This is a genomic window from Candidatus Melainabacteria bacterium (assembly GCA_003963305.1).
In the GTDB taxonomy this organism is placed as follows: domain Bacteria; phylum Cyanobacteriota; class Vampirovibrionia; order Obscuribacterales; family Obscuribacteraceae; genus PALSA-1081.
Genome location: RXJR01000010.1, coordinates 162,681 through 186,872 on the forward strand (window position 1 = coordinate 162,681; position 24,192 = coordinate 186,872).

Annotated in this window: 20 protein-coding genes; 9 read left to right on the top strand and 11 right to left on the bottom strand. The window is 57.9% G+C overall.

Annotation, left to right across the window (positions count from 1 at the left end; genetic code table 11):
- The first annotated feature begins 56 nt into the window (after positions 1 to 56).
- The 6 genes from EKK48_13145 to EKK48_13170 all read left to right on the top strand — a co-directional run bounded on the left by EKK48_13145 (position 57) and on the right by EKK48_13170 (position 7,809).
- On the top strand, positions 57 to 2,702 hold the full coding sequence (locus EKK48_13145; protein ID RTL41857.1) for an insulinase family protein: 2,646 nt from the start codon (positions 57 to 59) through the stop codon (positions 2,700 to 2,702).
- A 169-nt stretch (positions 2,703 to 2,871) separates the two neighbouring features.
- A complete protein-coding gene (locus EKK48_13150) occupies positions 2,872 to 3,273 on the top strand; it encodes a hypothetical protein (GenBank protein ID RTL41858.1) in 402 nt (133 codons plus the stop codon).
- A 137-nt stretch (positions 3,274 to 3,410) separates the two neighbouring features.
- Complete coding sequence (locus tag EKK48_13155) at positions 3,411 to 4,805, top strand: M24 family metallopeptidase (protein RTL41859.1); 1,395 nt, start codon at positions 3,411 to 3,413, stop codon at positions 4,803 to 4,805.
- Between the two features lie 161 nt (positions 4,806 to 4,966).
- Positions 4,967 to 5,425 carry a hypothetical protein gene (locus EKK48_13160; GenBank protein RTL41860.1) on the top strand — a complete coding sequence of 153 codons (459 nt, stop codon included), beginning with the start codon at positions 4,967 to 4,969 and terminating at the stop codon, positions 5,423 to 5,425.
- A 120-nt stretch (positions 5,426 to 5,545) separates the two neighbouring features.
- Positions 5,546 to 5,998: a hypothetical protein gene (locus EKK48_13165; GenBank protein RTL41861.1), complete on the top strand. Its 453-nt coding sequence runs from the start codon at positions 5,546 to 5,548 to the stop codon at positions 5,996 to 5,998.
- A 242-nt stretch (positions 5,999 to 6,240) separates the two neighbouring features.
- The gene (locus tag EKK48_13170) at positions 6,241 to 7,809 is read left to right on the top strand and encodes a DUF4388 domain-containing protein (GenBank protein RTL41862.1); all 1,569 of its coding nucleotides are present in this window, start codon (positions 6,241 to 6,243) and stop codon (positions 7,807 to 7,809) included.
- Positions 7,810 to 7,839: 30 nt separating this feature from the next.
- On the opposite strand, the gene EKK48_13175 is transcribed toward EKK48_13170, so the two are convergent.
- Complete coding sequence (locus EKK48_13175; protein ID RTL41863.1) at positions 7,840 to 9,339, bottom strand: N-acetylmuramoyl-L-alanine amidase; 1,500 nt, start codon at positions 9,337 to 9,339, stop codon at positions 7,840 to 7,842.
- A gap of 247 nt (positions 9,340 to 9,586) precedes the next feature.
- Positions 9,587 to 10,339 (bottom strand): hypothetical protein, encoded by a 753-nt coding sequence (locus tag EKK48_13180; GenBank protein RTL41864.1) that lies wholly within the window; start codon positions 10,337 to 10,339, stop codon positions 9,587 to 9,589.
- Positions 10,340 to 10,370: 31 nt separating this feature from the next.
- Here EKK48_13180 and EKK48_13185 point away from each other — a divergent pair, with 31 nt between their 5' ends.
- The gene (locus tag EKK48_13185) at positions 10,371 to 11,108 is read left to right on the top strand and encodes a hypothetical protein (protein RTL41865.1); all 738 of its coding nucleotides are present in this window, start codon (positions 10,371 to 10,373) and stop codon (positions 11,106 to 11,108) included.
- Between the two features lie 495 nt (positions 11,109 to 11,603).
- Here the strand turns inward: EKK48_13185 and EKK48_13190 are convergent, their stop codons facing one another.
- The gene (locus tag EKK48_13190; GenBank protein ID RTL41866.1) at positions 11,604 to 12,458 is read right to left on the bottom strand and encodes an RNA polymerase sigma factor RpoD/SigA; all 855 of its coding nucleotides are present in this window, start codon (positions 12,456 to 12,458) and stop codon (positions 11,604 to 11,606) included.
- 1,109 nt (positions 12,459 to 13,567) lie between these two features.
- Here EKK48_13190 and EKK48_13195 point away from each other — a divergent pair.
- A complete protein-coding gene (locus EKK48_13195; protein ID RTL41867.1) occupies positions 13,568 to 14,626 on the top strand; it encodes a hypothetical protein in 1,059 nt (352 codons plus the stop codon).
- A 161-nt stretch (positions 14,627 to 14,787) separates the two neighbouring features.
- A complete protein-coding gene (locus tag EKK48_13200) occupies positions 14,788 to 15,186 on the top strand; it encodes a hypothetical protein (protein ID RTL41868.1) in 399 nt (132 codons plus the stop codon).
- 320 nt (positions 15,187 to 15,506) lie between these two features.
- Here EKK48_13200 and EKK48_13205 read toward each other — a convergent pair whose 3' ends face one another.
- From EKK48_13205 to EKK48_13240, 8 genes are all read right to left on the bottom strand, one after another.
- Positions 15,507 to 15,809 (bottom strand): hypothetical protein, encoded by a 303-nt coding sequence (locus tag EKK48_13205; protein RTL41869.1) that lies wholly within the window; start codon positions 15,807 to 15,809, stop codon positions 15,507 to 15,509.
- A gap of 69 nt (positions 15,810 to 15,878) precedes the next feature.
- Positions 15,879 to 16,289 (bottom strand): hypothetical protein, encoded by a 411-nt coding sequence (locus EKK48_13210; protein RTL41870.1) that lies wholly within the window; start codon positions 16,287 to 16,289, stop codon positions 15,879 to 15,881.
- The gene (locus tag EKK48_13215; protein RTL41871.1) at positions 16,240 to 17,496 is read right to left on the bottom strand and encodes a hypothetical protein; all 1,257 of its coding nucleotides are present in this window, start codon (positions 17,494 to 17,496) and stop codon (positions 16,240 to 16,242) included. The genes EKK48_13210 and EKK48_13215 overlap by 50 nt, the downstream gene beginning before the upstream one ends.
- Positions 17,497 to 17,558: 62 nt before the next feature.
- On the bottom strand, positions 17,559 to 18,806 hold the full coding sequence (locus EKK48_13220) for a hypothetical protein (protein ID RTL41872.1): 1,248 nt from the start codon (positions 18,804 to 18,806) through the stop codon (positions 17,559 to 17,561).
- Between the two features lie 70 nt (positions 18,807 to 18,876).
- Entirely contained in the window at positions 18,877 to 20,535 is a 1,659-nt protein-coding gene (locus EKK48_13225; protein ID RTL41873.1) for a hypothetical protein, read from the bottom strand.
- A gap of 130 nt (positions 20,536 to 20,665) precedes the next feature.
- Entirely contained in the window at positions 20,666 to 21,757 is a 1,092-nt protein-coding gene (locus EKK48_13230) for a hypothetical protein (protein ID RTL41874.1), read from the bottom strand.
- An 11-nt stretch (positions 21,758 to 21,768) separates the two neighbouring features.
- Positions 21,769 to 22,845 carry a DUF58 domain-containing protein gene (locus EKK48_13235; GenBank protein ID RTL41875.1) on the bottom strand — a complete coding sequence of 359 codons (1,077 nt, stop codon included), beginning with the start codon at positions 22,843 to 22,845 and terminating at the stop codon, positions 21,769 to 21,771.
- A gap of 107 nt (positions 22,846 to 22,952) precedes the next feature.
- The gene (locus EKK48_13240; protein RTL41876.1) at positions 22,953 to 24,191 is read right to left on the bottom strand and encodes a MoxR family ATPase; all 1,239 of its coding nucleotides are present in this window, start codon (positions 24,189 to 24,191) and stop codon (positions 22,953 to 22,955) included.
- Between the last annotated feature and the right edge of the window lies 1 nt (position 24,192).

Sequence of the window (24,192 nt, forward strand, 5' to 3'; positions counted from 1 at the left end):
TCAGCACGCCGGGCTCTCATCTGAGCAAGGGGACTTCTCCCCGAAAGGAAACTATTATGTCTGACAAAATCAAAGCTCTCGGTTTCAGCAAGGTGCAGGAAGCAAAGGGCATCGTCGAGTACCGACTCGACAGCAACGGCCTCAAGGTTCTGCTCTCGGAGAACCACGCCAAGCCCGTGGTCACCTTCATGGCGCTCTTCCACGTCGGCTCGCGCAACGAGGCGGTGGGCTTCACCGGCTCCACGCACTTCCTCGAGCACCTGATGTTCAAGGGCACGCCGGCTCACAACCCGCAGGATGGCAACGGCGTCTTCGAGATGATGAAGCCGCTCGGCAACCTGCTCAACGCGACGACCTGGTTCGATCGCACCAACTACTTCGAGTGCGTGCCGGCCGAGCATCTGCCTCTGTGCATCGAGCTCGAGGCCGACCGCATGCGCAACCTGATGCTGCGCGTCGATGACCGCAACAGCGAGATGACCGTCGTGCGCAACGAGATGGAGCGCGGCGAGAACGAGCCCGACCGGGTGATGATGGGCGAGATGTTCGCGGTCGCTTTCCGCGAGCACCCGTACCACCACCCCACCATCGGCTGGCGCTCGGACGTCGAGGGCGTGTCGCTGGAGCGCATGAAGGAGTTCTACGATGTCTTCTACTGGCCGAACAACTGCACGGTGATGGTGCGCGGCGACTTCGACACCGTCGAGGCGCTCGAGCTCATCGCCAAGCACTACGGCAAGATTCCGGCGTCGCCGCATCCGATCCCGACCGTCTACACGGTGGAGCCGCCGCAGGAAGGCGAGCGCCGCTTCGAGATCAACCGCCCCGGTGACCTGCCCCGCGTCTGGGCCGGCTTCCATATCCCCCAGGCTGCTCACGAAGACACGTATGCGCTCGCTGCCATGCGTGCCGTGCTGGGCGGCAGCGGCTCCAAGTCGAGCCGTCTCTACAAGCGCCTGATCGACTCCGGTCTGTGCGCCAGTGCGTCTGCCAGCCACATGGAGCTGCGTGACCCGGGTCTGTTCATGGTCAGCGGCACCGTCTCGGCCGAGCACAGCGTCGACGAGGTCGAGGCTGCCATGTTCGACGAGGTGGCCAAGCTGGCGGCTGAGCCGGTCACGCTCGACGAGCTCAACCGCGCCAAGAACGCCAATCGCAAGAGCACCATCCTCGGTGCGCTCGACCCGATGGGCTGGGCCAACATGATCGCCGAAGGCGAGGCTTCGGTCGACTGGAAGTGGGTGATCGAGTACGACGACAACTTCGACAAGGTCACTCCGGCTGACGTGCAGCGCGTGGCGGCCAAGTACTTCGGTCGCAACAACCGCACGGTCGGTCACTTCATCCCCAAGAGCGAGGCGCCCGACGAGTCCGCTCCCGAGGCGGCTGAGTCGGTTCCCGCTGCCGCGGCTGAACCGGTGCAGGCCAAGACTTCGATGGCCGACTCGGTCGTCACCCGCACGCTCGCCAATGGCATCAAGGTGCAGGTGCAGTCGAACCGTGGTTCGGGCGCTGTCTCGATCAACGGCAAGCTGCGTGCCGGTGGCGTCTTCGGCGGCGGCGTCGAGCTGCTGCCCGAGCTGACGGCATTCCTGCTCACCCGGGGCTCGTCCAAGTACAGCAAGACCCAGGTGGCCGAGCTGCTTGAGGACATGGGTCCGGGGGCTTCCCGCCTCTCCTTCAGCCCCGACACCTTCGCCGTCAGCTTCGGCGGCACGGTCGTTGCGACTGACTTCAAGCAGTACGTCGACATCGTCGGCGACCTGCTTCGCAACCCGCTCTTCCTCGACGAGGAAGTGGCTCGCGCCAAGCAGCAGTTCGCGTCGTTCCTGACCAAGAACGCCAACAACACGGGACGTGTCGGACAGAACGCGCTCATGCGCGCCCTCTACGACAGCACCAGCCCATACTTCGGCAAGACTTACGCCGAGCTGGGTGACGAACTGGCCGGCATCACTGTCGACCGGATCCGTCAGTTCCACAGCGAGCACTACAGCCCCAAGAGCCTGATCATCTCCATCGTCGGTGACATCGATGCGGCCGAGGCGTTCGCCCTGGTCGAGTCGGTGTTCGGCGACTGGGATGGTGCAGAGCCCAAGCAGTGGGACGTCAGCCAGGGCATTCTGCCTGGCGGCAAGCGCAACCGCATCGACGTGAAGATGCCGGGCAAGAAGAACACCGACATCATCATCGGCGCTCCGGTGCCGGTGGCACGCACGGCGGCCGACTTCTGCGCGGCTCGCATCGCCGACCTGGCGCTCGGTGGCGACACCATCGGCTCGCGCCTGGGCAAGGTGGTGCGCGTCAAGCACGGTCTCACCTACGGCATCAACAGCCACTACGACGACATCAGCTTCGGCAACGCGCCCTGGCTGATCACGCTCACCGTCAACCCCGAGAACATCGACAAGGCCCTCGGTCTGGTCGACGAGGTGGTGGAGGAGTTCCTGACCGAGGGCATCTCGGATCGCGAGATGTCTGACCTGACCGAGCAGGCCGCGGCCGGCTTCCAGGTCGGGCTGCGCACCGATGCCGCCGTGGCCGGTGTGCTCAGCCAGTTCACCTTCCTCGGGCTGCCGCTCAGCGAGCTGGACAACTACCCCCAGCGCGTCAAGTCGGTGACCAAAGAAGAGGTCAACGAGGCGATCCGCAAGTACCTGCGCCTCGACGGGGCGACGACGGTGGTTTGCGGCACTTTCTGATCCGCCGATTCAAGCACAAGTAGACCAGCGGCGCCATATTGCGGCGGTGCAGGTCTGCAATGACATAAGTTCGCTGGACTTAAGCGAGGGGCTCGTGCAGAAATGCACGGGCCTTTCGTTTAGCAGAAGACATCGCACCAGATCTGGTGCAGGAAAGAGGAATTTCGCAATGCTGAAAAGCACAATCATTCGCGTACTCGCCTTCGCGGCGCTGTTCGCCTACGTCGTACCGGCAGGCTTCGCCCTGACAGGGTTCGGCGCAAGCTTCGCCTTCACGGGCGGTGTCATCGCCGCTCTCGCAGTCGGTGCCGCTTACATGGCTGCCATGTTCGTGGTGCTGGCTGCGATCGGCATCGCCAGCTCGCCCTTCAAGCTCACCGACGACAAGAAGAACAAGCTCGCTCCGCTCTGGGGCACGATCTTCTTCGTCGCCACCATGCTCTGCCTGCTCGGCGCAGGCACTATCGCTCCCTGGCTCGGGCTGACCGTCACCGGCCTCCTGCCGTCCATGATCGGCAGCGCACTGGCCATCGCCGTCATGAGCTTCACCAAGCCGAAGCTCTCCACCTAGGCTCAGTCAGCATTTGAGCTGACGACACCGCTGCAAAAGCGGTGATTGTTCCATTCATTCTGGCATACGGAGTCGCAAGATTCCCATAAGACTGGGAGACGCAGCCTCACAACCGCGTCTCCCGAAAGGTGAATATCATGTGTACACACGCAACTCATGCGGATACTCGCAATCCGCATCTCGAATCTGCTGTCTACGCCGGTCGCACCGCTGAGTTCGTGAGCAAGATGGCTCGCAACAGCGTCGCGATCATCGTCAGCAACCCGGAGCACACGCGCAGCAACGACACCCAGTTCCAGTACAGGCAGTCGTCGGATGTGCTCTACGTCAACGGCTTCCCCGAAGCCGACAGCGCCATCGTGCTCACCAACATCGGTGGCAAGGCCAAGCTGATTCTCTTCGTGCGTCCGAAGGACCGCGCTCAGGAGGTCTGGACCGGCATCCGTGTCGGTGTGGACGGGGCCAAGAAGCAGTACCTGGCCAACGAGGCTTACACGTTCGACAAGTTCGCCGCAGTCGTCGGCAAGCTGCTCGAGCGCGCCGACAGCGTCTACTACAAGTTCGGTCACAACGAACAGTTCGACAAGCAGTTCATCTCGGTCTGGCAGGAAGACCAGAAGACGCTCTTCAACCCGGAGACGGTGTTGCACGAGATGCGGCTCTTCAAGAGCGAAGCGGAGCTTGCGATCATGCGTCGCGCCGCCGAGATCTCGGCAGAGGCGCATGTGCTGGCTGCTCGTCGTCTCACGCCCGGTCTCAAGGAGTACCAGATCCGCGCCACCATGGAAGGTCACTTCCTCGAGTGCGGCGCCAGCGGCCCTGCTTACGGCAGCATCGTCGCCTCCGGCAACAACGCGGTGATTCTGCACTACACAAGCAACCGCGATACGATCCAGGACGGCGACCTGGTGCTCATCGACGCCGCGTGTGAGTATGAAGGCTACGCAGCCGACATCACTCGCACGTTCCCGGCCAACGGCAAGTTCACCGAGGCGCAGCGCGAGATCTACCAGCTCGTGCTCGACGCTCAGGAAGCGGGCATCCGTATGGCCAAGACCGGCAAGACGCTCTTTCAGGTGCATGGCGCCACGAGCAAGGTGCTGCGTCGCGGCCTGGTCAAGCTCGGCATCATCGCTCCCGAGATGGGCACCCGCAAGGGCGCCATCCGCGCCATGAAGGCCGCCAGGGCACGTGGTGACGGCTCGGAGAAGAACCTGGTCACGCTGGGCAGCTTCTTCATGCACGGCACCTCGCACTGGATGGGGCTCGACGTCCACGACGTGGGCAAGGGCAAGCGCAACCGCTCCGGCAAGGATCGCAAGATGCAGCCGGGCATGGTCTTCACGGTCGAGCCTGGCATCTACATCGACAAGGACGACACGCGCGTGCCCGAGAAGTATCGCGGCATCGGCGTGCGTATCGAAGATGACGTCGTCATCACCGCCGATGGCTGCGAGGTGCTCACCACCGGTGTGCCCAAGACCATCGACGCAATCGAGCAGCTGATGAGCGAAGCGGCAGCGCAACGCTAACTCGGCTGCAATCTCAAGGGGGCGGTCGGACTCGAGAGAGCCGACCGCCTCTTACGAGACTGAGCCCCCGGGTCACTATCAGCACCACGGGAATCTAAACTTAACCACTTCACTCGCTGCGCTCTGCGTCTAAGAGTGGCTGATTCTCAGGATTTCCGCCTATGACCAAAATCGTTAAACAACTCGGGCATCACCCCGTTGTTGTCACTGGTTTGTTCGCTACCTTCCTCGTGACGGTGGCAAGCATGCTGCTCTGCTTCGTAGAACCGACTGCCTTCCCCACTTTCTGGGACGGCACCTGGTACAGCATCACGACGATCACGACAATCGGCTACGGCGACATCGTGCCGCATACTGCCGCAGGGCGCGTGATCAGCGTTTTCTTGATTCTGAGCGGCATCAGCCTGGCCGGCGTGCTGATCGGACTGGTATCGGAAATGGTGCGGGAGTGGGTGCTCAAATCCAATCACGTCAGCATGCGAGACCTGTCCGAAGGGCTGGAAGAGAACAAGCGGCTGCTCACCGAGTTGCTCGCCGAACGCAAGCTGCAAAACGAGCTTTTGCGGAAGCTGCTTACGGAGCGCGACGAAAAACGGCGCGAACCACCGACAAGCGACTGACGACCTGCAGGTTGCACCAATGGTGGTGCACTGCTCAACCCAGAGAACCTGTGCAGCCATGCTGACCAGGCTTTTTCACTAACTATAAATCGCGAATCCAATCGCGAGAGGAGATGATTTATGTTCGACTCAAATCCCAAGGATCCGAAGGATCCGACTGACCCCACGCCCAATTTGAACACACCCTGGAACCTGGTCAAGGTTGCCATCGCGGTCGTGCTCTACAGCATGGTGCAGTGTGCATACAGCCAGTTCAACGCCATCGTCGACTGGACCAAGTCACCTGACTCGAGCACCATTCACACTGTGATCGAGTCGCTCAAGCCGTCACTGACACTGGGCGCCATCCGCGGCTGCATGCTCGCGGTCATGGCCGTGATCATGGTGTGGCTGGGACCAGCACTGTGGGCCATCGTCGGTCCCGTGCTGGCAGCTGCCATGCGTGGTCTGATTCGCTACGTCGCGGCGTTCTCGCGTGCGATCCGGGCAGTCACCAATGAGAAGTGCGCCGGCGGTGAAAAGGGTGACCCGAGCAAGGGTGACCCCACCAAGGGCGGACCGACCAAGTCGTGACAGCCATGATTACTACTCGTCGACTTTGAAACGCCCGGGCGCGTTTCAGGTCGACGAGCTTTTAAAGCACTGGCGCTTCGGCGCCACTGCTTTTTGGATCTACTTACTAATGCATACAGTATTACAACGGCAGTTATCAGACGCCCGAAGCAAGAAAAACTCGTCTAAAATGGCATTTTGCTCCGGGCGCATACGTCGGCGCCAAGCGGGGCATAATGACGTGGACTGAACAGGGGTTATAGATGCTAAACCAGGGCGCACTTTCACTGCAGCCGAATCGCGGCAACGGGCTGCCCGATATGGCCGAACTGCATAGATTGCTCTCCCAGGCATTGGGACGCAGAGGGCAACACATTCAGACTTCCTGGCGATCACCGGATAAGTCGTCAGACTTCATTCTCGACGTAATCAGCAACACCAATGGCGGTGACCCGAAGTGGCGGCTATTCAAAGAGCAACACGGCAATCGTGTGCTCCTTTTTGATTATCCAAGTGTCGATGTTCTTCTGGTGCACAACTTCATGGTCTCTTCTTGCGCCGACGCACAGGCGAAAAAGCCAGCAGCCAAGCCGACCTCACAGGTAATAGTTCCAGACACGCCGCCACCATTCATGGGCACTGCGGAACCGGCAGAAGGTCAGAAGAAAGCCAGTCCGTCGAATGCACCCGGCATTCCCAGCAGCGGCACAATCGAGGAACATCCCCTCGACCATCTGCTGCAAATCATCAAAACTCACAACCTCACGGGCAAGCTGGAAGTTCGCAACAACCAATCTACTGCCATGCTCTTCGTAAAAGAGGGACTGCCAGTTGATGCCACCGCCTCTGATGCCGAGGGTGACGATGCGATCGTCGAGCTTCTAACCTGGAAAACAGGTCAGTTCACCTTTGAGCCCCGCGTACTGCGCAACAGCCACACTGTTCATCAACCGATGGAGTCTCTTTTGGCCCAGAGCAAAACTCTGGCAGAACGAACTCTCTACTTGACCAATGCCGGACTGAAACAGACTTCCACGCTGACGCAGAAAGACGCCACACTGACGGAAGAACAGTTCAATCAGCGAGCCAAGCCAGGTGCGCCGGCACCAGTGGGCGAAATGTTTCTTTTTTACCGAGCCTTGAACGGCAAAGAAACGATCGAGCAAATGCTGCATTCGCAGCGAATACCGCGCGTGCAGCTAATTCACATCACTTACCACCTGGTCATCAACGGTCTGATTAAAATCAACAATCAGATTGTGCTGGAAAAAGCGACGCCTTTCCAACCTCGCGCCATTGAAACATCAGCCATCCAGAGCGTGATGATGAGCCTGCGCCGCATGGAAACAGGCATGTTCATTTACCCGGCTTTTCTCTACTTCCTCGAGCAGGAATATTTCAGATGTTACCGCTCTAAGACACCTCTGTCTGTGATTGTTTTTGAGATGCGGGTGCAGAGCGGTCAGTCAGTGCGGCAGATGTTGCCGGCGGCAGCCATGCTCGACGCTGTCTTGAGAATCAGTCAGTTAAAACGTCATGTCGACTTGTTGGCGCACTATGACTCTTTTGACTACGCCTTGCTGCTCCCCAACACAAAAGCCAACGGTGCACAAATTTTTGCCAAGCGCATTGTTCGAGCGCTGACAGAGACACCACTGGCGGGCGAAGTGGACGCCAGTCATCTATCTCTGGCGCTGGGTTGCGCCTCGATGCCTGAAGATTTCACCGATCTAAGCGAGCTTCTGGGTGCTGCCGACATGGCAATGGCTCAATCTCGCGACAATAAACGCCCGGTCGTGATGTTCCGCGACATCAAGCCGATCTCGCTTTAGCCTGACGATGCCGGTCCCTTTGGCTTGCAATCAGTCTCTCAGCACGAGTTCTCGATTGCGTCGCTTGAACTCGGGAGCGGCCTTGGGCATTGTAGAGACGTATTGCAGCGGCTCGGAACGATTCTGGTCTTTACCCCTGAATGCCACGGCGGCTGCCTGAAGAGCAGACTTCTCCGACTCGAAGGCAACCATGTTGAAATTAACAGGGTCAGAGCGGTCGCTTGGTTGAACGTGCTGGTGAGTCGTGACGTTTGCGTCAGGAACGGCATAGTGACTCTGCAAGTAAGCGACCAGGCGATTGACGGAATCAAGCTGCACTCTCGTGTACTCCTGCTTGCCCGAGCGTACAATCTCGATGCCGATGCTGTTATCGTTAGAATATCCGGACAGAGCGCGGCTCGGCTCGATGTGCACAACGACGAGATCAGGATTTGTGGTACTGCATATAGTTCCATCACGGTCGACTACGAACTGTGCACCGGGATGTTTTAAACCACGATTGTTCCAACTGAGAATGACTCGTCTGGCATCAGCCGGCGATGCGGTTTCAGTAGAATGGAGAATAATGTATTTAACACGTCCCTGCCGTTTGTAGATGCTCCCCCTGAGAGGATCGTTCTCGAACACTCCGGCGGCAACAAGATCATCCCAGGTGTAATCGCCGGCGGTGCCTCTTTCAAAAGAGCGCGATATCGCAGAAGGTGGCACAGGCAGACGCGGTTTGACAACCACGGGATCGGGACGTGGCGGCAGGGCAGTGTTGATTTTAGGCGGAGTGACCCCGGTGAGAGCGCTTTCCACATCGCCGTCAACCGCCAGATAGTCGAGAGCCGGACGCGGACTCCAGTGGTAAGTGAGGGGGTCCATGGCGACAGGGGCGCTGGCGAGAAGATCACCAGGTGGGAGGTTGGTCCGTCCCGACGAGGCGCCATAAGTAACCGCACCCGGCCCAGGTGCTGGCGCTACCTGCGGTGGTCGAGCCTGGGCAAGAGTCGCACGCGCCGTCATATCGCTGCTGCGGTTCACACCCGCACTGGCCGATGTCAGGCTGACCGTCTGCAGCGCCGATGGAGCCACTACAGGGGATACCGCGCGAGCGGCTAATAAATTTGCAGAAGATGACCGAGGCAGAAATTGCGGCGCGGCAACTGGAGCCGACACCGGTGTCGAGGCTCTTACGGCTCCTGAAGCGCTTATCATTGTCGCAGTTCTGGCAGTTCTGGCAGTCGGCACCATTACTACTGCCGGCGCCCGCGGTGGCATTGTTTGCCGCTCCAGACTTTGACCAACAGCCGGTTGCGGCCCGGTCATCGCCCCTGAATCCTGAGCCGCAGCACTATCATGACGCCGACCGAGACCCGGTATCACGGCATGCATGAGCTTTCGTCCCCACCCCGCATGCGCGGGGGCGGCGCAGGTCAAGGAGACAGTGGCAGATAAAATTGCCGCAACAGGCACCAGAGACGATGGCGCACAAAACAGCACGGAACAGTCTGTCAGCTGATTGGGCCGACGGTCATTTTTTCGCATACAAGCCCTTCAAGCGAGCAAACGAGTAATAATGCTGCTCACAAAAAGAGCAACCACTTCTGTCGACGACCATTAAATTCCAGTGCTCCCCAGTGCCACCACATGCGCAGCCATATTTAGAAAGGCAAGAGTTATTATAAAGGCGAAAAGTCGCGTGTCAAGCCTGATACAGCAAAAGCGTCCTGGTTATAATTTCGTCTACAGAAGGTCCGATAATGATTTATTCCGCATGCGTTCAGGATAAGGACTAATACGGCAAAAACATCTTGGTCATGTTTTCGTCGACTGAAGGAGCGAAAAGCTGATTGGTGAACGGTACTTTCCGAAAACTCTTATCAGCGTAGAAGAAATTGATCGGTCTACTGAAATTGCGCTCGAATCTAAAAGTGTTCAAAGTAGCACTGCGCGAGGTCAGGCTTCGAACTGACCAGGGGAAACCAGGCACTGCAGGCGTGTCATAAACTTTCTGCATAATTGATGAAGCTACTTTTGATGGCAAGTCGACAGTCTCGTATTCTACATCTTCCAGCCCTACAGATTTATCGGCATGTCCTATGTCTGAGCTCCAATAGCTTGGATTCAGCGTGCTGACACGATAGCGAAATGTGTGAAAAGAGAGGTTCTCTCTCACTCCTTTTGTGACGCTGACCGGCTTCACCATCTCAGCGTACCAACCGACAGCAGCAAAGAGATTTCGGAATTTGATGGTCCACTGATCATATGGCAGGCAATAATAAATGTGATTCTTCAGAGACCAGACTGTGACCATTCTGTCGGACTCTTTGTACTGAAAACAAAGCTCCATCTTTGTCGCTTCGATTTTCACGCCTTCGTCACTGATTTGAATCTTGTAGGGGCCGGTCGGAGACTTCTGCTCGATGAAGTAGTTGTATCTGCTGGACTGCGCATGAGCCCATGGTGTAAAAACGTTGGAGAAGCAGGATAATATCCAGCTGACGGCGACAGCAACGACTTTAATTTTCGGCGATTGCGTCGTCATCTACCAACCTCAGCAAACTCTGCAGTTCCAAGTGGCACCCCATTCAATCTCCATCCTAGCAGCGCTTTCACTGACAGTTTTGAGCCTCAGTCTCTCAACAGCGTGCAGAGCGGCAGAACCCGACAGTTGCAACACTAAAAGTGCACCGAAGCATTACGCTTCTACTGATGCCGTCTTAAAAGCAGTGGGAACGCCCATTCGCAAAAAACTAGCGACAATATTTGCCGCTCAGTCGGTTAGCTATCCGCCCCCGAAGATGACCTGGATTTGCCTGAAAGAAGAACGGCAGCTCAGGCTTTTTGCCGTGGACCGAACTAAAATGTACCGTCAAGTCCTCCAATATCCAATCATCGGGGCAAGCGGAAAAGCCGGACCCAAGCTGAAAGAAGGAGATATGCAAGTACCCGAAGGCTTCTATCGAATCTCCGGTTTTCGACCCAACTTGATTGCTCACATGGGTCTGGACGTAAACTATCCAAACGAAGAAGATCGAGTGCACGCACGACGTGAACATCGCACCAATTTAGGCACAGACATTCTCATTCACGGCAGCCGCTGGTCGACCGGCTGTCTTGCTATGGGCAATGAACCAATCGAGGAGATGTTTGTGCTGGCGCACGATGTTGGACTGAAGAACATCGCACTTATTTTTGCACCATGCAACCTGACAGTAAAAGAGCCTGACATAAACATAGACAAGGAACCGAAGTGGCTGCCTCAACTTTATGGTCGACTGAAAAAATCGCTCTCGCCTTTCCTCAACAAATAGCAGTGCACTCCAAACTAAAAGCCCCACTAATTGGCAGAATTCGCAAGTAATAGACCGGTCAACTACTTGTACTCAATTTTTTTTGCCCGACGGTGCTCCCTCAAGAGCACCGCCAGGTAGAACCGCGAGTCACGGTCGGAACAGATCCAGATAGATCAAAGTGCACCAACCAGTCGACTTCTTGCGCTGACCAAGAACGCGCATACGCCTTTGCCAGCTGTTATCGAATGCCACTACCATCTCATTCATTCCCCATTGGAGCTGAGCTGCTAGAGCCAGCCGTTCATCTTAAGCAGAAGGCAAGCGATGAGAAAGAGAATGCCACCACCGGCGAGGGCGGACCTCTCGCTTTTCGTGACATTGAAGAGAAGCGAAGTCCCCATCACGAAGACGAGGAGCGCCAGCACAAGCCCGATTAACCAGTTTCTATTATCCATCTGTTGCTCCTCCTCCGCCTCAGCCTCCAGGCAGGAGACTGAGGCGAGATCACGCTCATCAAGCTTGCAAGATAGAGCGCAAAAGCTGTGCGTGCGGACCAGCTGCCAGCTTAGCGAGAGCGCGAATCTCGATCTGACGCACACGCTCACAGCTGATGCCGTAACGATCAGCCAGGTCTTGCAGCGTCACTTCTTGATCGTCAACCAGCCCGAATCGCATAGAGAGAACCACTCTCTGCCGTTCGTCCAAGCTCGAAAGAGCCAGACTGAGAGCGCGCTTCATCTGATTGTGCTGCACCGAAGCATCAGGGTCGACACTGTTCTCATCGGCGATCAGTTCGCCAAGAGTAGTGTCACCGTCGCCGACAATCTCATCGAGAGAGGCGGTCGGCAGCATCGCATTCGGTGCGACGGCTCGCAGGCGCTGCACGGTCACTTCAGACAACTTGAGAGCGCGGGCGATGGCGGCGTCTGATACTTCCTGGCCGGACTCAAGCAGAGCGCGCTCGGCCTGCTGAATACGGTAGAGCTTACGCTTAGCGGAAGGCGGCATGTCAGCGCAGTCGTCGGCACCGAGGGCAGAATTCTGAATGGCAGCCCTGATCCACCAGGTGGCGACGGTTGAGAAGCTGGTACCCCGACTCGCGTCATACTTATTGGCGGCCTGAACGAGTCCGACCTTGCCGTCAGAGATAAGCTCAGAAAGCGGCTTGCCGCTTTTCGAGAATTGTCTGGCGATGGAGATGACCAGACGCTCGTGAGACGCAATCAAGCGCTCCCGAGCCTTGTCGCCTGCCTTGCCACCAGAAAGCATCGTCAAACCAAGCTCGCGGTCCTCACCCTTTGCCAGGTACGGAGCGTTGCGAGCCTGCTCAAAAAGCCGTTGAGCCTCTTCGTCGTAGGCTGTTGCCATTTTGCGATTCCTTCAACAACAGAAACGCCAGACTCGCAAGAACAAGCCAGAACCAGCAGAAACCGCCGTACCGACGGCGCAGAAAGCGCAGTGGAACAGTCAGTTGCTGGATTGGGAGGGCTTCGGAAAGCTGTGCCGCTTGTGCTCGAGAGATCTGGAAACTAAGGACTGAATAATCAACTCTTCTTGATCTTGATATCAATTACCAAGATGTAACAGTTGATTTAGATCAGCGATCACGATCTTAAGCTTAGTAACAGGGAGCGCTAGGAACTACTTGCGCTAACTTTCGCAAGGGCGCCAGGCAGCACGACATCAGGATGATTGGCTCGGCTTAAGCCTGTGCTTCGCGCTAACTTAAGTTTAGCCATTTCAATCAACGCTGATCAGTGAGGAGCGTCATTCACTACTTTAGACAGAAGAAATACTGGTTCTGTTTCGGACAACTTCACGGTAGTCTCCTGGCATGGAGCTATCAGTGACAACGAACACCAATCGCTCTGACAAATGACAATAGACCGCTCAAGAATGACAGGAAGACTATCGGTGCGTTCTTGTTTTACTGCGCCACCATATACAATGGCACAACCGACAGGACATACGCAAGCGATGACAGCTGGTGTCTACCAGTCGGCGGTCCAGCCTTGATGCATCTCCCCATACCAGAACTACCTTTGCCACTTCAACTTTTTGACAGACCAGTTCAACGAGAGGCATGTAATTGGCGTCGAAGTTAGGCTGGCAGGAGCTAACGAGAGTTCAGAAGATCGGCTGGAGGCACAGTACTTTTCTAACTGTTATTGCATCCATACCTCCAACTGTGCAGCATGAAATTGACAACCACCAACACCACTGATAAACCGAACCCACTTCGCATCACATATTTAATTCGCTCACAACAGAACTGTCATTTGACCAAACGTCAAATAGTGACGCCCGGATCTGTTCAAGTTGGTGGTTGAACATTGAAGGTTGGCATCAAAAGCTTACGTGCCCCTGCATGCCAGCGTTGAAACAGCCGCTGCCAGACTCGTAGTCTGCAGAAAGATACAGATGAAATTCAGGCCACGGTGACAATTGCGCCTGCAAAGCCAAAGAAGGAAACTGCCATGAAAAGGCTCATCAAGACTCTACTCGCGGGTATCATCTTCAGTCTCCTCGGCGCCCATGCTGATGCCGCAAACGCGCCGCACACGATCGCCGAGCTGCGCCAGGACTATCCAGAGCTGCCAGCCGGATTCGACGATAAGAGCTTGTACGAGGTCGTCCGCGCGGCCACTGCTCTGAAATTCGAGCGAGACTTCAATCTGCATGCGGGCTGGTCGGGAGACGAATACGCGCAAGCGTACGCAAGACAGCAGCTCAGATTAGTACGCCTGTATTTCGACATGGATACTGGCTTCACTCGCGACCAGCTGATCGAAAGCAGTGTCGCGAAAATGATGGGGCGTTTTCTCACCAACCACCACCTGCCAAAAGACTTCTCGCAAGCAGAGCTGATTTATTCGGAAGGTCTCAAAGGCGCTGTGTCCGAGGGATACAAGGGTCAGAAAGAACCCTTGCCGGCGAAGGAATTCGAAAAACAAGCGGCCCAGGCTATCGACGAGGACTATAAAACCAACTGGCACCTCTCAGATCACTGGGACCTCGAAGAGCTGCGCACGACGGTCGGACCAGAAAGAGCCGCGACGCTGTCACGACTTCACAACATCAGAGCCGGCATGACCCATGCAGAAATTGTCGAGCAGCTTGGCAAGAGTGAAAAGGCTCGATATGCCAAGCGCTTCCATATATCAGCCGATTTCACTGCGGACGAGGCAGTGCAAGCAGCAGGCTGGGAGGAAGTCGATTTCCTGCGCTCCGGCTTTGACGCTCCAACCGAGGGCGAATTCAATGCAGACTGGCTCATCACGCACTTTCGAGCCGAAGTGCTGGCCAATATGCAGAGAAGTTATCCCGGGCTTGAAGGCAATTTCACCGAGAATCAACTGTGCGACCATCTGGCAAAACAAGCAGACGCGGTCATGCGCTGGAACTACGGATTCGAGGGTCATTACGAGGAGTACGACGTGGCCACGGCAGCGGCACAGTCACTGGTGGCAGAAATTCGCATCAAATACAAGCTGCCGCTCCACTTCACAGAGGAGCAACTGAACGCGGCAATGTAGTTCCGGTGCCACCAACTATTAATTCGCAAACGCCTGCCGATGGCACCGCATGCGATGCCATCGGATAGAGACAAGACTGGCTCCACTCCACTACAGGCAGGCTAGCGCAAGTGGGAAAAACGCTGCGTAGCCTTCACACAGGAATCAGGAAAGGATATTAAATGGTCAAGAACCACCGAATCCGCACATGCAAAACCGATTCGGCCGAGGTCTGCCGTTTCGGTTTAACCAAGTGCCTCTACAGCAGCAACGGTGACGTCAGGTCAATTCGTTATTTCCCGGAGGATGCCGAGGACGTGCTGTTAGACTCCGACAGACTGCTATTGGAATCCCGGCCGATTCAAGCTGCTGTTGCAGAAATCCTGAAACTGGACGGCGTCGTTTCTGTCGCGGTCAAACACTATGAAGTGGAAGTCGAGATCGGACTCGCCTTCGATTGGTCCGAAATCAGCGCGGCGACAATCTCCATTTTGAAGAAGCTCTTCAAGGATGAAGAGGTCGACATTCAGGACAACGTATTTTCGGGCGTCTGGGCGGAATCCGAAAAGAGCCGCCCGTGATTTTCTGAGACTACTAAAGGGAGTTTGGAAGCGCTACCGGCTGGCACGACGCTGGGTCACCGGTAGCGGCCCTGATCGGGCCGTACCGTAGATCAAGCCCGGTCCGCCATCGCTATTAACAATGAAGGCGTGAAGTAGCACGGTAAGCCGGCGCACAGTGGCTCAAACAGGATACAACCAGCTAAAACCTTACAACGTTGACGGATTTGCTCCACTGCGAAAAAAAGTATTTTTACTATAAGAATTAGTATTTCCAGTCTTTTTTCCCAGAGAATGGAGAAAGGCCCAGCTTCGCCGGACCTTTCTATGCCGAGAGTACTTCAACCAGCCAGACCAGCCAGACCGATGCGTTGAGCATAGCCATCCTCAAGAGCCACCGTCTGGGTCTGTAAATATTCGGAGACCTCTGATGTGGCGCGCTGGAAGCCCAGCAACTGCTTGCGCCTGGCACGCAAAAGGACCAATTCGGGCAGGTGTGGAGCGTGCTCCTCCGCCATGGCGATAGCGTGATCGACGATTCGCAGAATCCTTGTCAGGTCTGCATGCACGTCGCTCACGGTCTGGTCAATCCCGAAGAGATGCGGATAAAGGAAAGAGAGGTCAGGCGATTCGGTGGAAGCCATGACTTGAGCTCCTGGCAGAAGTTGCAAGAGCACAAGGCGCTTTCGCGCCTTGTGCCGTGAGGGCTCGGCTCATCCGAAGATGGCGACGAACAGCTTGCCCACGCCGATGATGACGAGGAAAACGGCGGCCACCCAGAGCACCGCCAGCGGTGGTCCGTAGACGCCGGCGACATAGTTGCCGGTCTGCACCGCAGCGGCACCGCTGGCCAGTCCGAGGACACCACCGAGGGTGCGGAGGATGGACTTCTCGGAACCGACTTCGGCGTTGAAGAGCTTGTAGCTCCACTTAGAGGCGAGATCGGCGGAGACGACGCCGAGGCAGACAGCCAGGGCGATGACGAGGAGCGCGAAAAGGACTGCACTCATGTTGTTGAATCCTGTAGTTGGTAAGCCGCAGCCAGTCTCATGACTGGCTGAAAAGAGCGTCTTGTTACCGATCGGACATCGTCGACGACGGCTCCGGAATCGGAATCTCTTCATGCAACTCCGGCATGACAAGCTCGTCTGCCGGAATCTGTACGCGAATGTTGTCGGCTGCCGTGTAGTCGACCGAACGACTCGGCACCTTGCGCCCGAGCATGTCGACGTGCTTGAGGGTGCCGTCTTCTTCGCGGTAAGTGCGAATCACCTTCTCATACAAGACACCGTCGACGGTGACATTGTAGAGGGTCTCGGTGTTGAACTTACCGTGCGACCAGACCAGCTCACGCTTGATCATGCCGCGATCGTCGACTTCAGTCACCTTCCACAGCGATCGGCCGACCGACACATCGTTGGTCCAGATCACCTGCTCATAGAGCGGCTTGCCGGAAGCATCGAAGTAAGTCGTCGACTGCTGGTAGGAAAGCAGCTGTTGCTTGTAGAGCACTGAGCCGTCTTTCCGATATGCCGTGACCAGGGTGGCAGCGGCACTGGTTTCGCTCTCCAGGCTGACCTGAGTCGTGCCCGGGAAGTAGAACTTGACCGTGGTGCCGACCTTGCCCCAGCGCCCGATGTGCTTGACCTTGAGCGGCACCTCGTTTTCGTCGTAGGTGACCTGATCGCGCGTGCCGTCGTCCTGAAGCTGGTCTTGATAGACGAGCGAATGCCTGGCGTTGTCGAGCCAGCGCTTCTCGATGATCAGCTTGGGCTCGAAATTGTTGGCATAGGGATTGGGCTCCGTGATGCGCGACGACTGAGCCGTGTTGCCGTCGGGAAAGAGCACCATCTCCTCATAACGCCCGCTGCGAGGATCGAGCAAGTGCCCGAGCTTCTCGCGCGTGCCGTCGAGACGCCACCAGATTTCGCTGCGTTTGGTCTTGCCGTCGGCGGAGAAAGTAATCAGCGCCTTGATGCGACGACCGGCATCGCTGGCTGAAAGCGGATAGTACTCCCTGATGAAGGTGAGCCCTTCTCCATTTTCCTGGTAGAAGACATCCTGCGTGGTGCCGTCTTTCCTTTGCAGGAAAGTTGCCGTCTTGCGACCGTCTACCATGATGTCATAGCCGCGGTCGTTAGGATCGGCAGGCGCTCCAGTCTTGGGGTCGATCGCTCCGGAATAGAGACGCATCGGCATGCGCGACTGAGAGACCTGCAAAGCCTCCTCGAGGCTGGGAGCCTGAGGTTGCGAAGCAGGCAGCCACAGGCAAGCGACCGACAGCAAAACAAGGGCCGCACAAGCGGCCAGGAATTTCTGCAATGGTGTCATCGTCCACTCCATGTGTTGGTTGCAATCATTCACAGACGCAGCCAACACGATGTGGCTGCGTCTCAGTGCGGACTCTGGGGCGGCGGCGCCGGCAGATCAGAGTCGATCTGAATCTGCAAACGCAAATTCTCCGCACTCACAGGCGACGCGGTGATCTGCTCGGAGAGCTCGTGAGTCTCGAGCTTGTAGGGCGGGTACTTGACCTCATCTTTCCAGTAGCGCACTTCTTTCAGGGCGCCCCTGTCATAGTTGTAGTCCAGTTCCAGGTAATGCACACCGTCTATGGTGACATCGTACGCCTCGATCCGGCTGATCGACGACCCGTCCGAGAAGGTGACCTGCCTGACCTTGTTGCCCTGCGCGTCGAATTCGGTGACGTAGTACATCTTGTAGGTCGACGAAGTGACAACGCCATTTTGCTTGACGTCGGAGCGGAACCAGAACTGCTCCAGTCGCTCCTTCGTGCCGGTGGCGTCGAAGTAGTGGATCTCAGTGGAGCCCGTGCTGATCTTGACGAGCGCCTCCAGCGTTCCATCTTTGCGAAAGAACTTGACGGTGTCGTTGTAGTAATCGCCGACCGCATCCAGACGCAGGGTGAGCGTGTCCGGATAGTACTTCTGGATCTTCATGCCGCTTATCGACTCGTACTTCGGCCAGAAGATCATCGTCAGCACATTCATGTGCTCGTCAAAGCGCGTGATGGTGCGCGTGTCGTCGGGGTGGTAGATGTTGCGGTAAGCAAGTGAATGCTCCACATCATCGCGCCACTGCTCGTCGCGCATCAACACTTCACCGGAGCAGCAGCCCGGGTCGGTGAACACCTGCTCGCGCAGATGCGTGCTGCCGTCGAGCGCGAAGTCGGTGATCAAGCGGGTCTTCGTAGCCGGGACATACTCAGTCGACTTGAGGAGCAACCCATTGAGTTGCAAGACCTTCTCGTCGATAAGCAGATCCTGGGCGCCGTAGAGCCGCTTAATATGGGGGCGACGCCCCGACTCGCCAGGCTGTTCAGGGTAGTAAGACAGGCTCGACAGCTTGTCAGAGCCGCCCGGCACCATGACCACGTCCTCGGTGGACCGGTCTTTGTAGGTGATGAAAAGCTTGTGCTCGGGCGACTGCAGCTCAACTGCGCTCGATCTGGCGTCGGCAGCCGGATAAAGCCGTTGCACAAGAGGCGTCGAGTAAGCGCCGAGAGCCTCCTCAACAGAGCCTGGAGCGGAGCTTCTAAAATCGAAGATGAGAAAACCGACTAGAGACATGGTGGCTAAAACAGCCACCAGAAGCAGGCCCGCAATTCGATCGCGTTCCATTTGAACCTCCTGATGGTTTGAGTTGAAGCCAAGGTGTGGTGGATTGCTCCACCACCCTCGCTCCTCAGAACTAGCTCTTGCTGCGCCTCGTCAGCCAGACAAAGCCACCGAGAATGCTCAGCAACAGCAAACCAACCGCACCGCGGGTGATTTCACTGCGATACTGGAGCACACGGTCTTGCCAGGTGACGACCTTCACGACTTCCAGCGGACGCGGCGCCGGCGTGCCGAGGATGGACGTGTCGCCCGGGGGCAGCACGGCTACGTTGGCACCGTTGGTGCGCGTCTTGTCGACAAGCAGCTTGATTGCGTAGGCGAGCTGCGCATCGTCGGACGAACCGCGCGGCTGGTGCACGACGACATCGGGTACGACGCCGACGTTGTGCAGCCACTTGCCGCTCGGGGTGGTGTAGGCAGCGGCGGTGATGGCCAGCTCACCGCAGGTGGGCAGCGGTCGCACAGCCATCTCAACGCCCTTGCCGAAGCTGCGCTCGCCCACCAGAGTGGTGTCGGGGCGCACTTCCTGCAGGGTGCCACTGACGATCTCGGAGGCAGACGCCGACGAGCCGTTGATGAGCACCACCATGGGCAGGTGCTTGAGCGCGTCGAGCGTGGGCAGAAGCTCGGCCGGCAGCTTGGCCTTTTCGATATCGGAGAGCGGCGGAATCGACGTTTTCGAGTCGACGACGAAGCCCTGCTCATCGCGGCTGCGTTCGTTGAGAATGACACCGCGCTCCACCAGAGCCCGAATCAGCACCTTGGCCATGGGCACAAGCCCACCGCCGTTGTAGCGAAGGTCGAGCACGATGCCCTGCAACCCGCCCGGCGTCTTGACGTTCATGCCCACCAGGATCTGGATGAGCTTGTTGAAGCCCTGCACATCCATGAAGGACGGCAGCTTGATGTAAGCGATGTTGTTGCTGACCAGGTCGGCCTTGGCCTGATTGGCGTCATCGGGAGGCGAATGCAGAGTGTAGGTGTTCTCCACCTGCACACCGTCTTGCAAGCTGACGATGCGAAGCTGCGCATTGTCAGCGCCTTTGAGCAGCTTCTCGGCATCCTGCTTGGACAGCCCCTTGAGGAGCGTGCCGTTGACAGAGATGATGCCGTCACCCTCGCGGATGCCCACCGACTGAGCAGTCGAGCCGGGCTGGATGGCCTCGACTTCGTAGCTGCCGTCTGTGTCGAGGCGCAGAGCGACGCCGAAATAGACAGACTTCTCGGCGACACTGATCTGAGCCGCGAGGATGGCCGCCGGGTCTTTGTAGTAAGTCCAGCGGTCGCCGACGGCAGAGGTCATGTCGGCAATGGCCGAGTTGAGGTCGCCCCAGGAGTTGATCTTGCCCTTGTACTTGGTCTTGTACGTCGCCGCCCAGGCGGTCAGCCGGGAGGGTTCGATGTAGTCGCGCGAGATCAACTGAAAGACCGAGTCGTACATGGACTCCAGCTCCTCAGGCTTGAGGGGCGCAGCCTGAGTGAGAATCTGGTTGACGATCGCCTTCGCGTCGGTGGTCTGCTTGAGCAGCTCGAAGATCGTGGGCGGGCGCGGAGAGTTGTCGACAGCGCTCTGCGGACCGGTGACGGCGGGAGCCGCAACCAGCGCCGAGGGGTCGAGAGAGAGAAGCTTGCAGTACGGGAACGGGCTGTCCATCGCCAGCACCTGACCCCCGCTGATAGACATGCCGGTGAGCACCATGGCGCCGAGCATGAGTTTCTGTACGAGTTTCATGATGAGAATCCTTCTTCCTGAAAGAGGTGGAATTGCAGGCACTAAAAGAGAAGCGGCGCCTTTCGACACCGCCTCTTCAGACAGGAACGCAAGCGTTCCTCTGCGCAACCACCTCCAGGGCAGGGAGTGGTTACCGACGGGGAATCAGTTTCCCGATTGACTGCATCAGCTTGTCGTGCTGAGCAGAGGTGATCGACTTGTTCGGATCGAAGAACAGAGTCTCGCGATTGAACACGTCTTGCACCGCCGCCAAATCAAGGCCGGCACGCCTGCTAAGCGACGCTAGGGTCTGGGTCGTGTCTTTACCCAGGACATCGAGGTTGTCGCGAAGCGCGTAGAAGATGCGCCGGTAATGTTCGAGCGTGAACTTGTCGCCGGCCGACTGGATCACTTCATCCAGAACCTGCCAGGTGCGCTCATTCTTCGTGAGCAGACGCTTGCGCGTCAGGCGAAGGAAGGCCAGCCACCCCAGCGCCACCACCATCGGTATCGCGAAGGGAATGCTGCCGTAAACGGCCAGCCGAGCAGCAGGCGCTTTGGGACTGAGCTTGGCGCTCAAGTCTCCCTCGAGAATCTGCGTCTGGTTCTGCGTGGCGGCGCGAGTGATGCCGACAATCATCTCCTTCGTGCTGGCGGTGCGCCAGTCGGGCTGACCATCGGGCAAAGTGGAGACGGCATAGTTGAAGTCGGCCGAGATGCCCACCTGGGTCTTGGTGGTGGTCACGTAGGTGGTGACGAAGAACTCCACCACCACCATCTTCTTGCCGTCGGCGCGGATGTACTCCTTGACCGAAGCCGGCACGAGCGGCTCGACATCGGAGGGCTTATCGGTGAGCACGTTCATCTTCAGGCCAGACAGCTCGAGCTGCGGCCATTCGAGACGAGCGGGCGGCACAGGCATGGCCTTGTCACCGCTTGCCACAGGCGCAGTCGGCACCACAGACGGTGTGGTGTCGAGAGGTCCCTTGTCGTGCTCGGCCTTGTACTGGGTCTCAGACTCCAGGATGAAAACGATGCGCACCGGAATGCTGTCGCCGATCTGGTAGGCGGCGACGAGCGGTGTGCCGATATTGATGTCGATGCGACCATCTTCGATGGTCGAGTGCACCGGAGCACCGGGCTCCGGGAGGTTGGCGGCTGCCTCGTCGGCGTGTGCAGGCACAGCCGAAAGCGAGAGCATGGTCGCCAACAGAAGCGCCGGGTAGTTCAGATAGTGTTTCATGAGAACTCTCCTCAGGAGCGCAGTTTGCTGGCGAGCATGGCGAGCAAGTCCTGGACAGCTCTGTCCGACTCGTCCGTGCTCACGATGACCGGGTTGACCCCGCATTCTTGCAGGCGTTCGAGGATGTGCTCCTCGTGACGCTGCCAGTTTTCAGCGTATTCTCTGGCTGTGGTGACGGAACCGAAAAGCCGCCGCAACTGCTTCAGATACCAGCGCGGCGAGTTGTCCGGAGCGACCCAGAATGACCTGGTCTCGCCGCGGAAATCTTCGAGCGTGTAACTCATGCCGGGCCAGGGAGCCTTCGGCAACTCACGCTCACGCCTGTCTTGAACGAAGACGCAGATGGTGTCGTGGCGGATGCCCGCGAGGCGCAGGGCTTCCCAATCGTCTTCGTTCATGTTGGCGAAGTCGGTGACAACCAGAAGCACGCTGTGGGTGCGCGAAGGCACCGTCTGCAGTGCAAGAGCGAGCCCACCTTCCTGAGAGGCAGCCTCGGAAACTTCCTGCTCGCGACCGAGCAGCCTGGCAGACCAGGAGCCGGAAGACTCAACTTCGATGAAGTCGCGGTCTTCGACGGCGCGCACAAGGGCCGGGGTGAGCAAACGAGCGGCGTTCTGCAGCTTGAACAGAGAGACCGGCTTGTGGGTGTAAGTGACGAACGACGCCTGGTCGTTGAACTTCCTGGCAGAGAAGATGCCGCTGCCGGCGCAGGCCGCAGCCAGAATGCTTTTCAGCGTGCCCTTGGTGCCCATGTTCATCGACTTATTGACGTCGAGAAGCACGTGCATGCGGATGATGCGCGGACTCTTGTAAGTCTGCACGATCATCTGCTGGTCACCCGACTCGTCTTCCGGCTCAGCCGCAGTGGCGTTGTAGTCGATGCGACGCGGGTCGTCACCATCGGCGGGGTCATAGATCTTCTGCCCAAAGTATTGGATACCAACACCCTTGCGCTTGCTCTTGCGCAGACTCGGTGAGGTGAACACATCGCCGGAGGGCCAGCGAACATTGACGCCTTTGCCGTCAAGCATGCGCTTGATCTGCAAGACGACTTCCATGGAATCTTCTGGTAGCATAGCGCTCTCCATCAGTTCAGCGGGTTGAAGTCAAACATTCGAATGCCAACTCCAACGCCGCTAACGGCTATGGAGGCGCGGTTCAAAATACAGGCGAACAGCGCCTCACATTGGAGGGCTCACCCCTGGTACGCGGACCAGTCGGTGGTGTGATCCAGGTGAGTCAGAATCGCGTCGATGAAGTGGTCGACGGTGATCGGATTCTTGCCCGGCTTGTTGAGGCGCTCGACCACCTGCTCACGGGTGATCGAACCGTCGGTCGGGTAGGGGTTGATCTCCCACATGTTGTCGTCGGGCTTGCCGCCCTTGACCACACGCAGAGCCGCCTCGTCCTTCATGCGGATGCGATGACGGAAGACGGAGTGAGCAATCGCCTTGAGGTCTTCGGGCATGACGAAGTCACGCGACGAGACGCCGTCTTCGTCTTTGCCGAAGAGGAAAGCGCGCACCCGGCAGGCGTCCTGCAGGGACATGTTGGCGCGGGGCGAGATGCCCGACTCGACTGCATCGAGAATCGGGCGGATGGCCGGATTCTTGCGATAGAGGTCGATGAACTCGGGTGAGCCGGGGCGGGTGGCCCGCACCACCGACGCCGCGTACTCGATGAACGGTTCGGCGACGCGCATGTTCTCGCGCACATACTGCCGCGTCTCGAGAATCTCGTCGAGCGTGATCACGGGCTTGATCTCGTCGAGAATCTCGCGCCGAGCCAGATGCGGGTTGCGCATCAGGTGCAGCTCGTCCTTGCGCGACGGATAGTCGTAGATGACCTTGTAGAGGAACCGGTCATGCTGCGCTTCCGGCAACGGGTTGGTGCCCTCCTGCTCGATCGGATTCTGCGTGCACATGAAGACGTTGACCTTGGGCAGGTAGCGGGTCGACTCTTCGGCGCTGAGGCTGGAGGCGGGCAGCTTGACGCGCCCTTCCGACATCGGCGAGAGCATCGCCGACTGGGTGTGCGTGGCGGCCCGGTTGATCTCGTCGCCGAGAATCCAGTTGGAATCGGCCATGTCGCCGAAGGCCGCCTTCCAGGAGCCGACCATCTGTCCCGTTGCCGGGTCGAGCTCCTTGTGGAAGTAGGCACTGCCGGTGATGTCCTTCGGCATCATATCGGAGGTGAACTGAATGACGGTGGACTTGCCGCGCATCAGGCGCGAAATCACTTCCACCGAGCGCGTCTTGGCAGTGCCGGGCACGCCTTCGGCGAGGAAGTGGCAGATGCCGCCCTGAATCGCCGACGAGATCATGAGCTTGCCCACATAGGACATGCCGACCACGTACTTGTCGAACTCGGCGGTGACGGCGAGGCACTTGGCGCGGAGTTCCGCGGCACGATCTTTGTTAGACATGATAGTCATC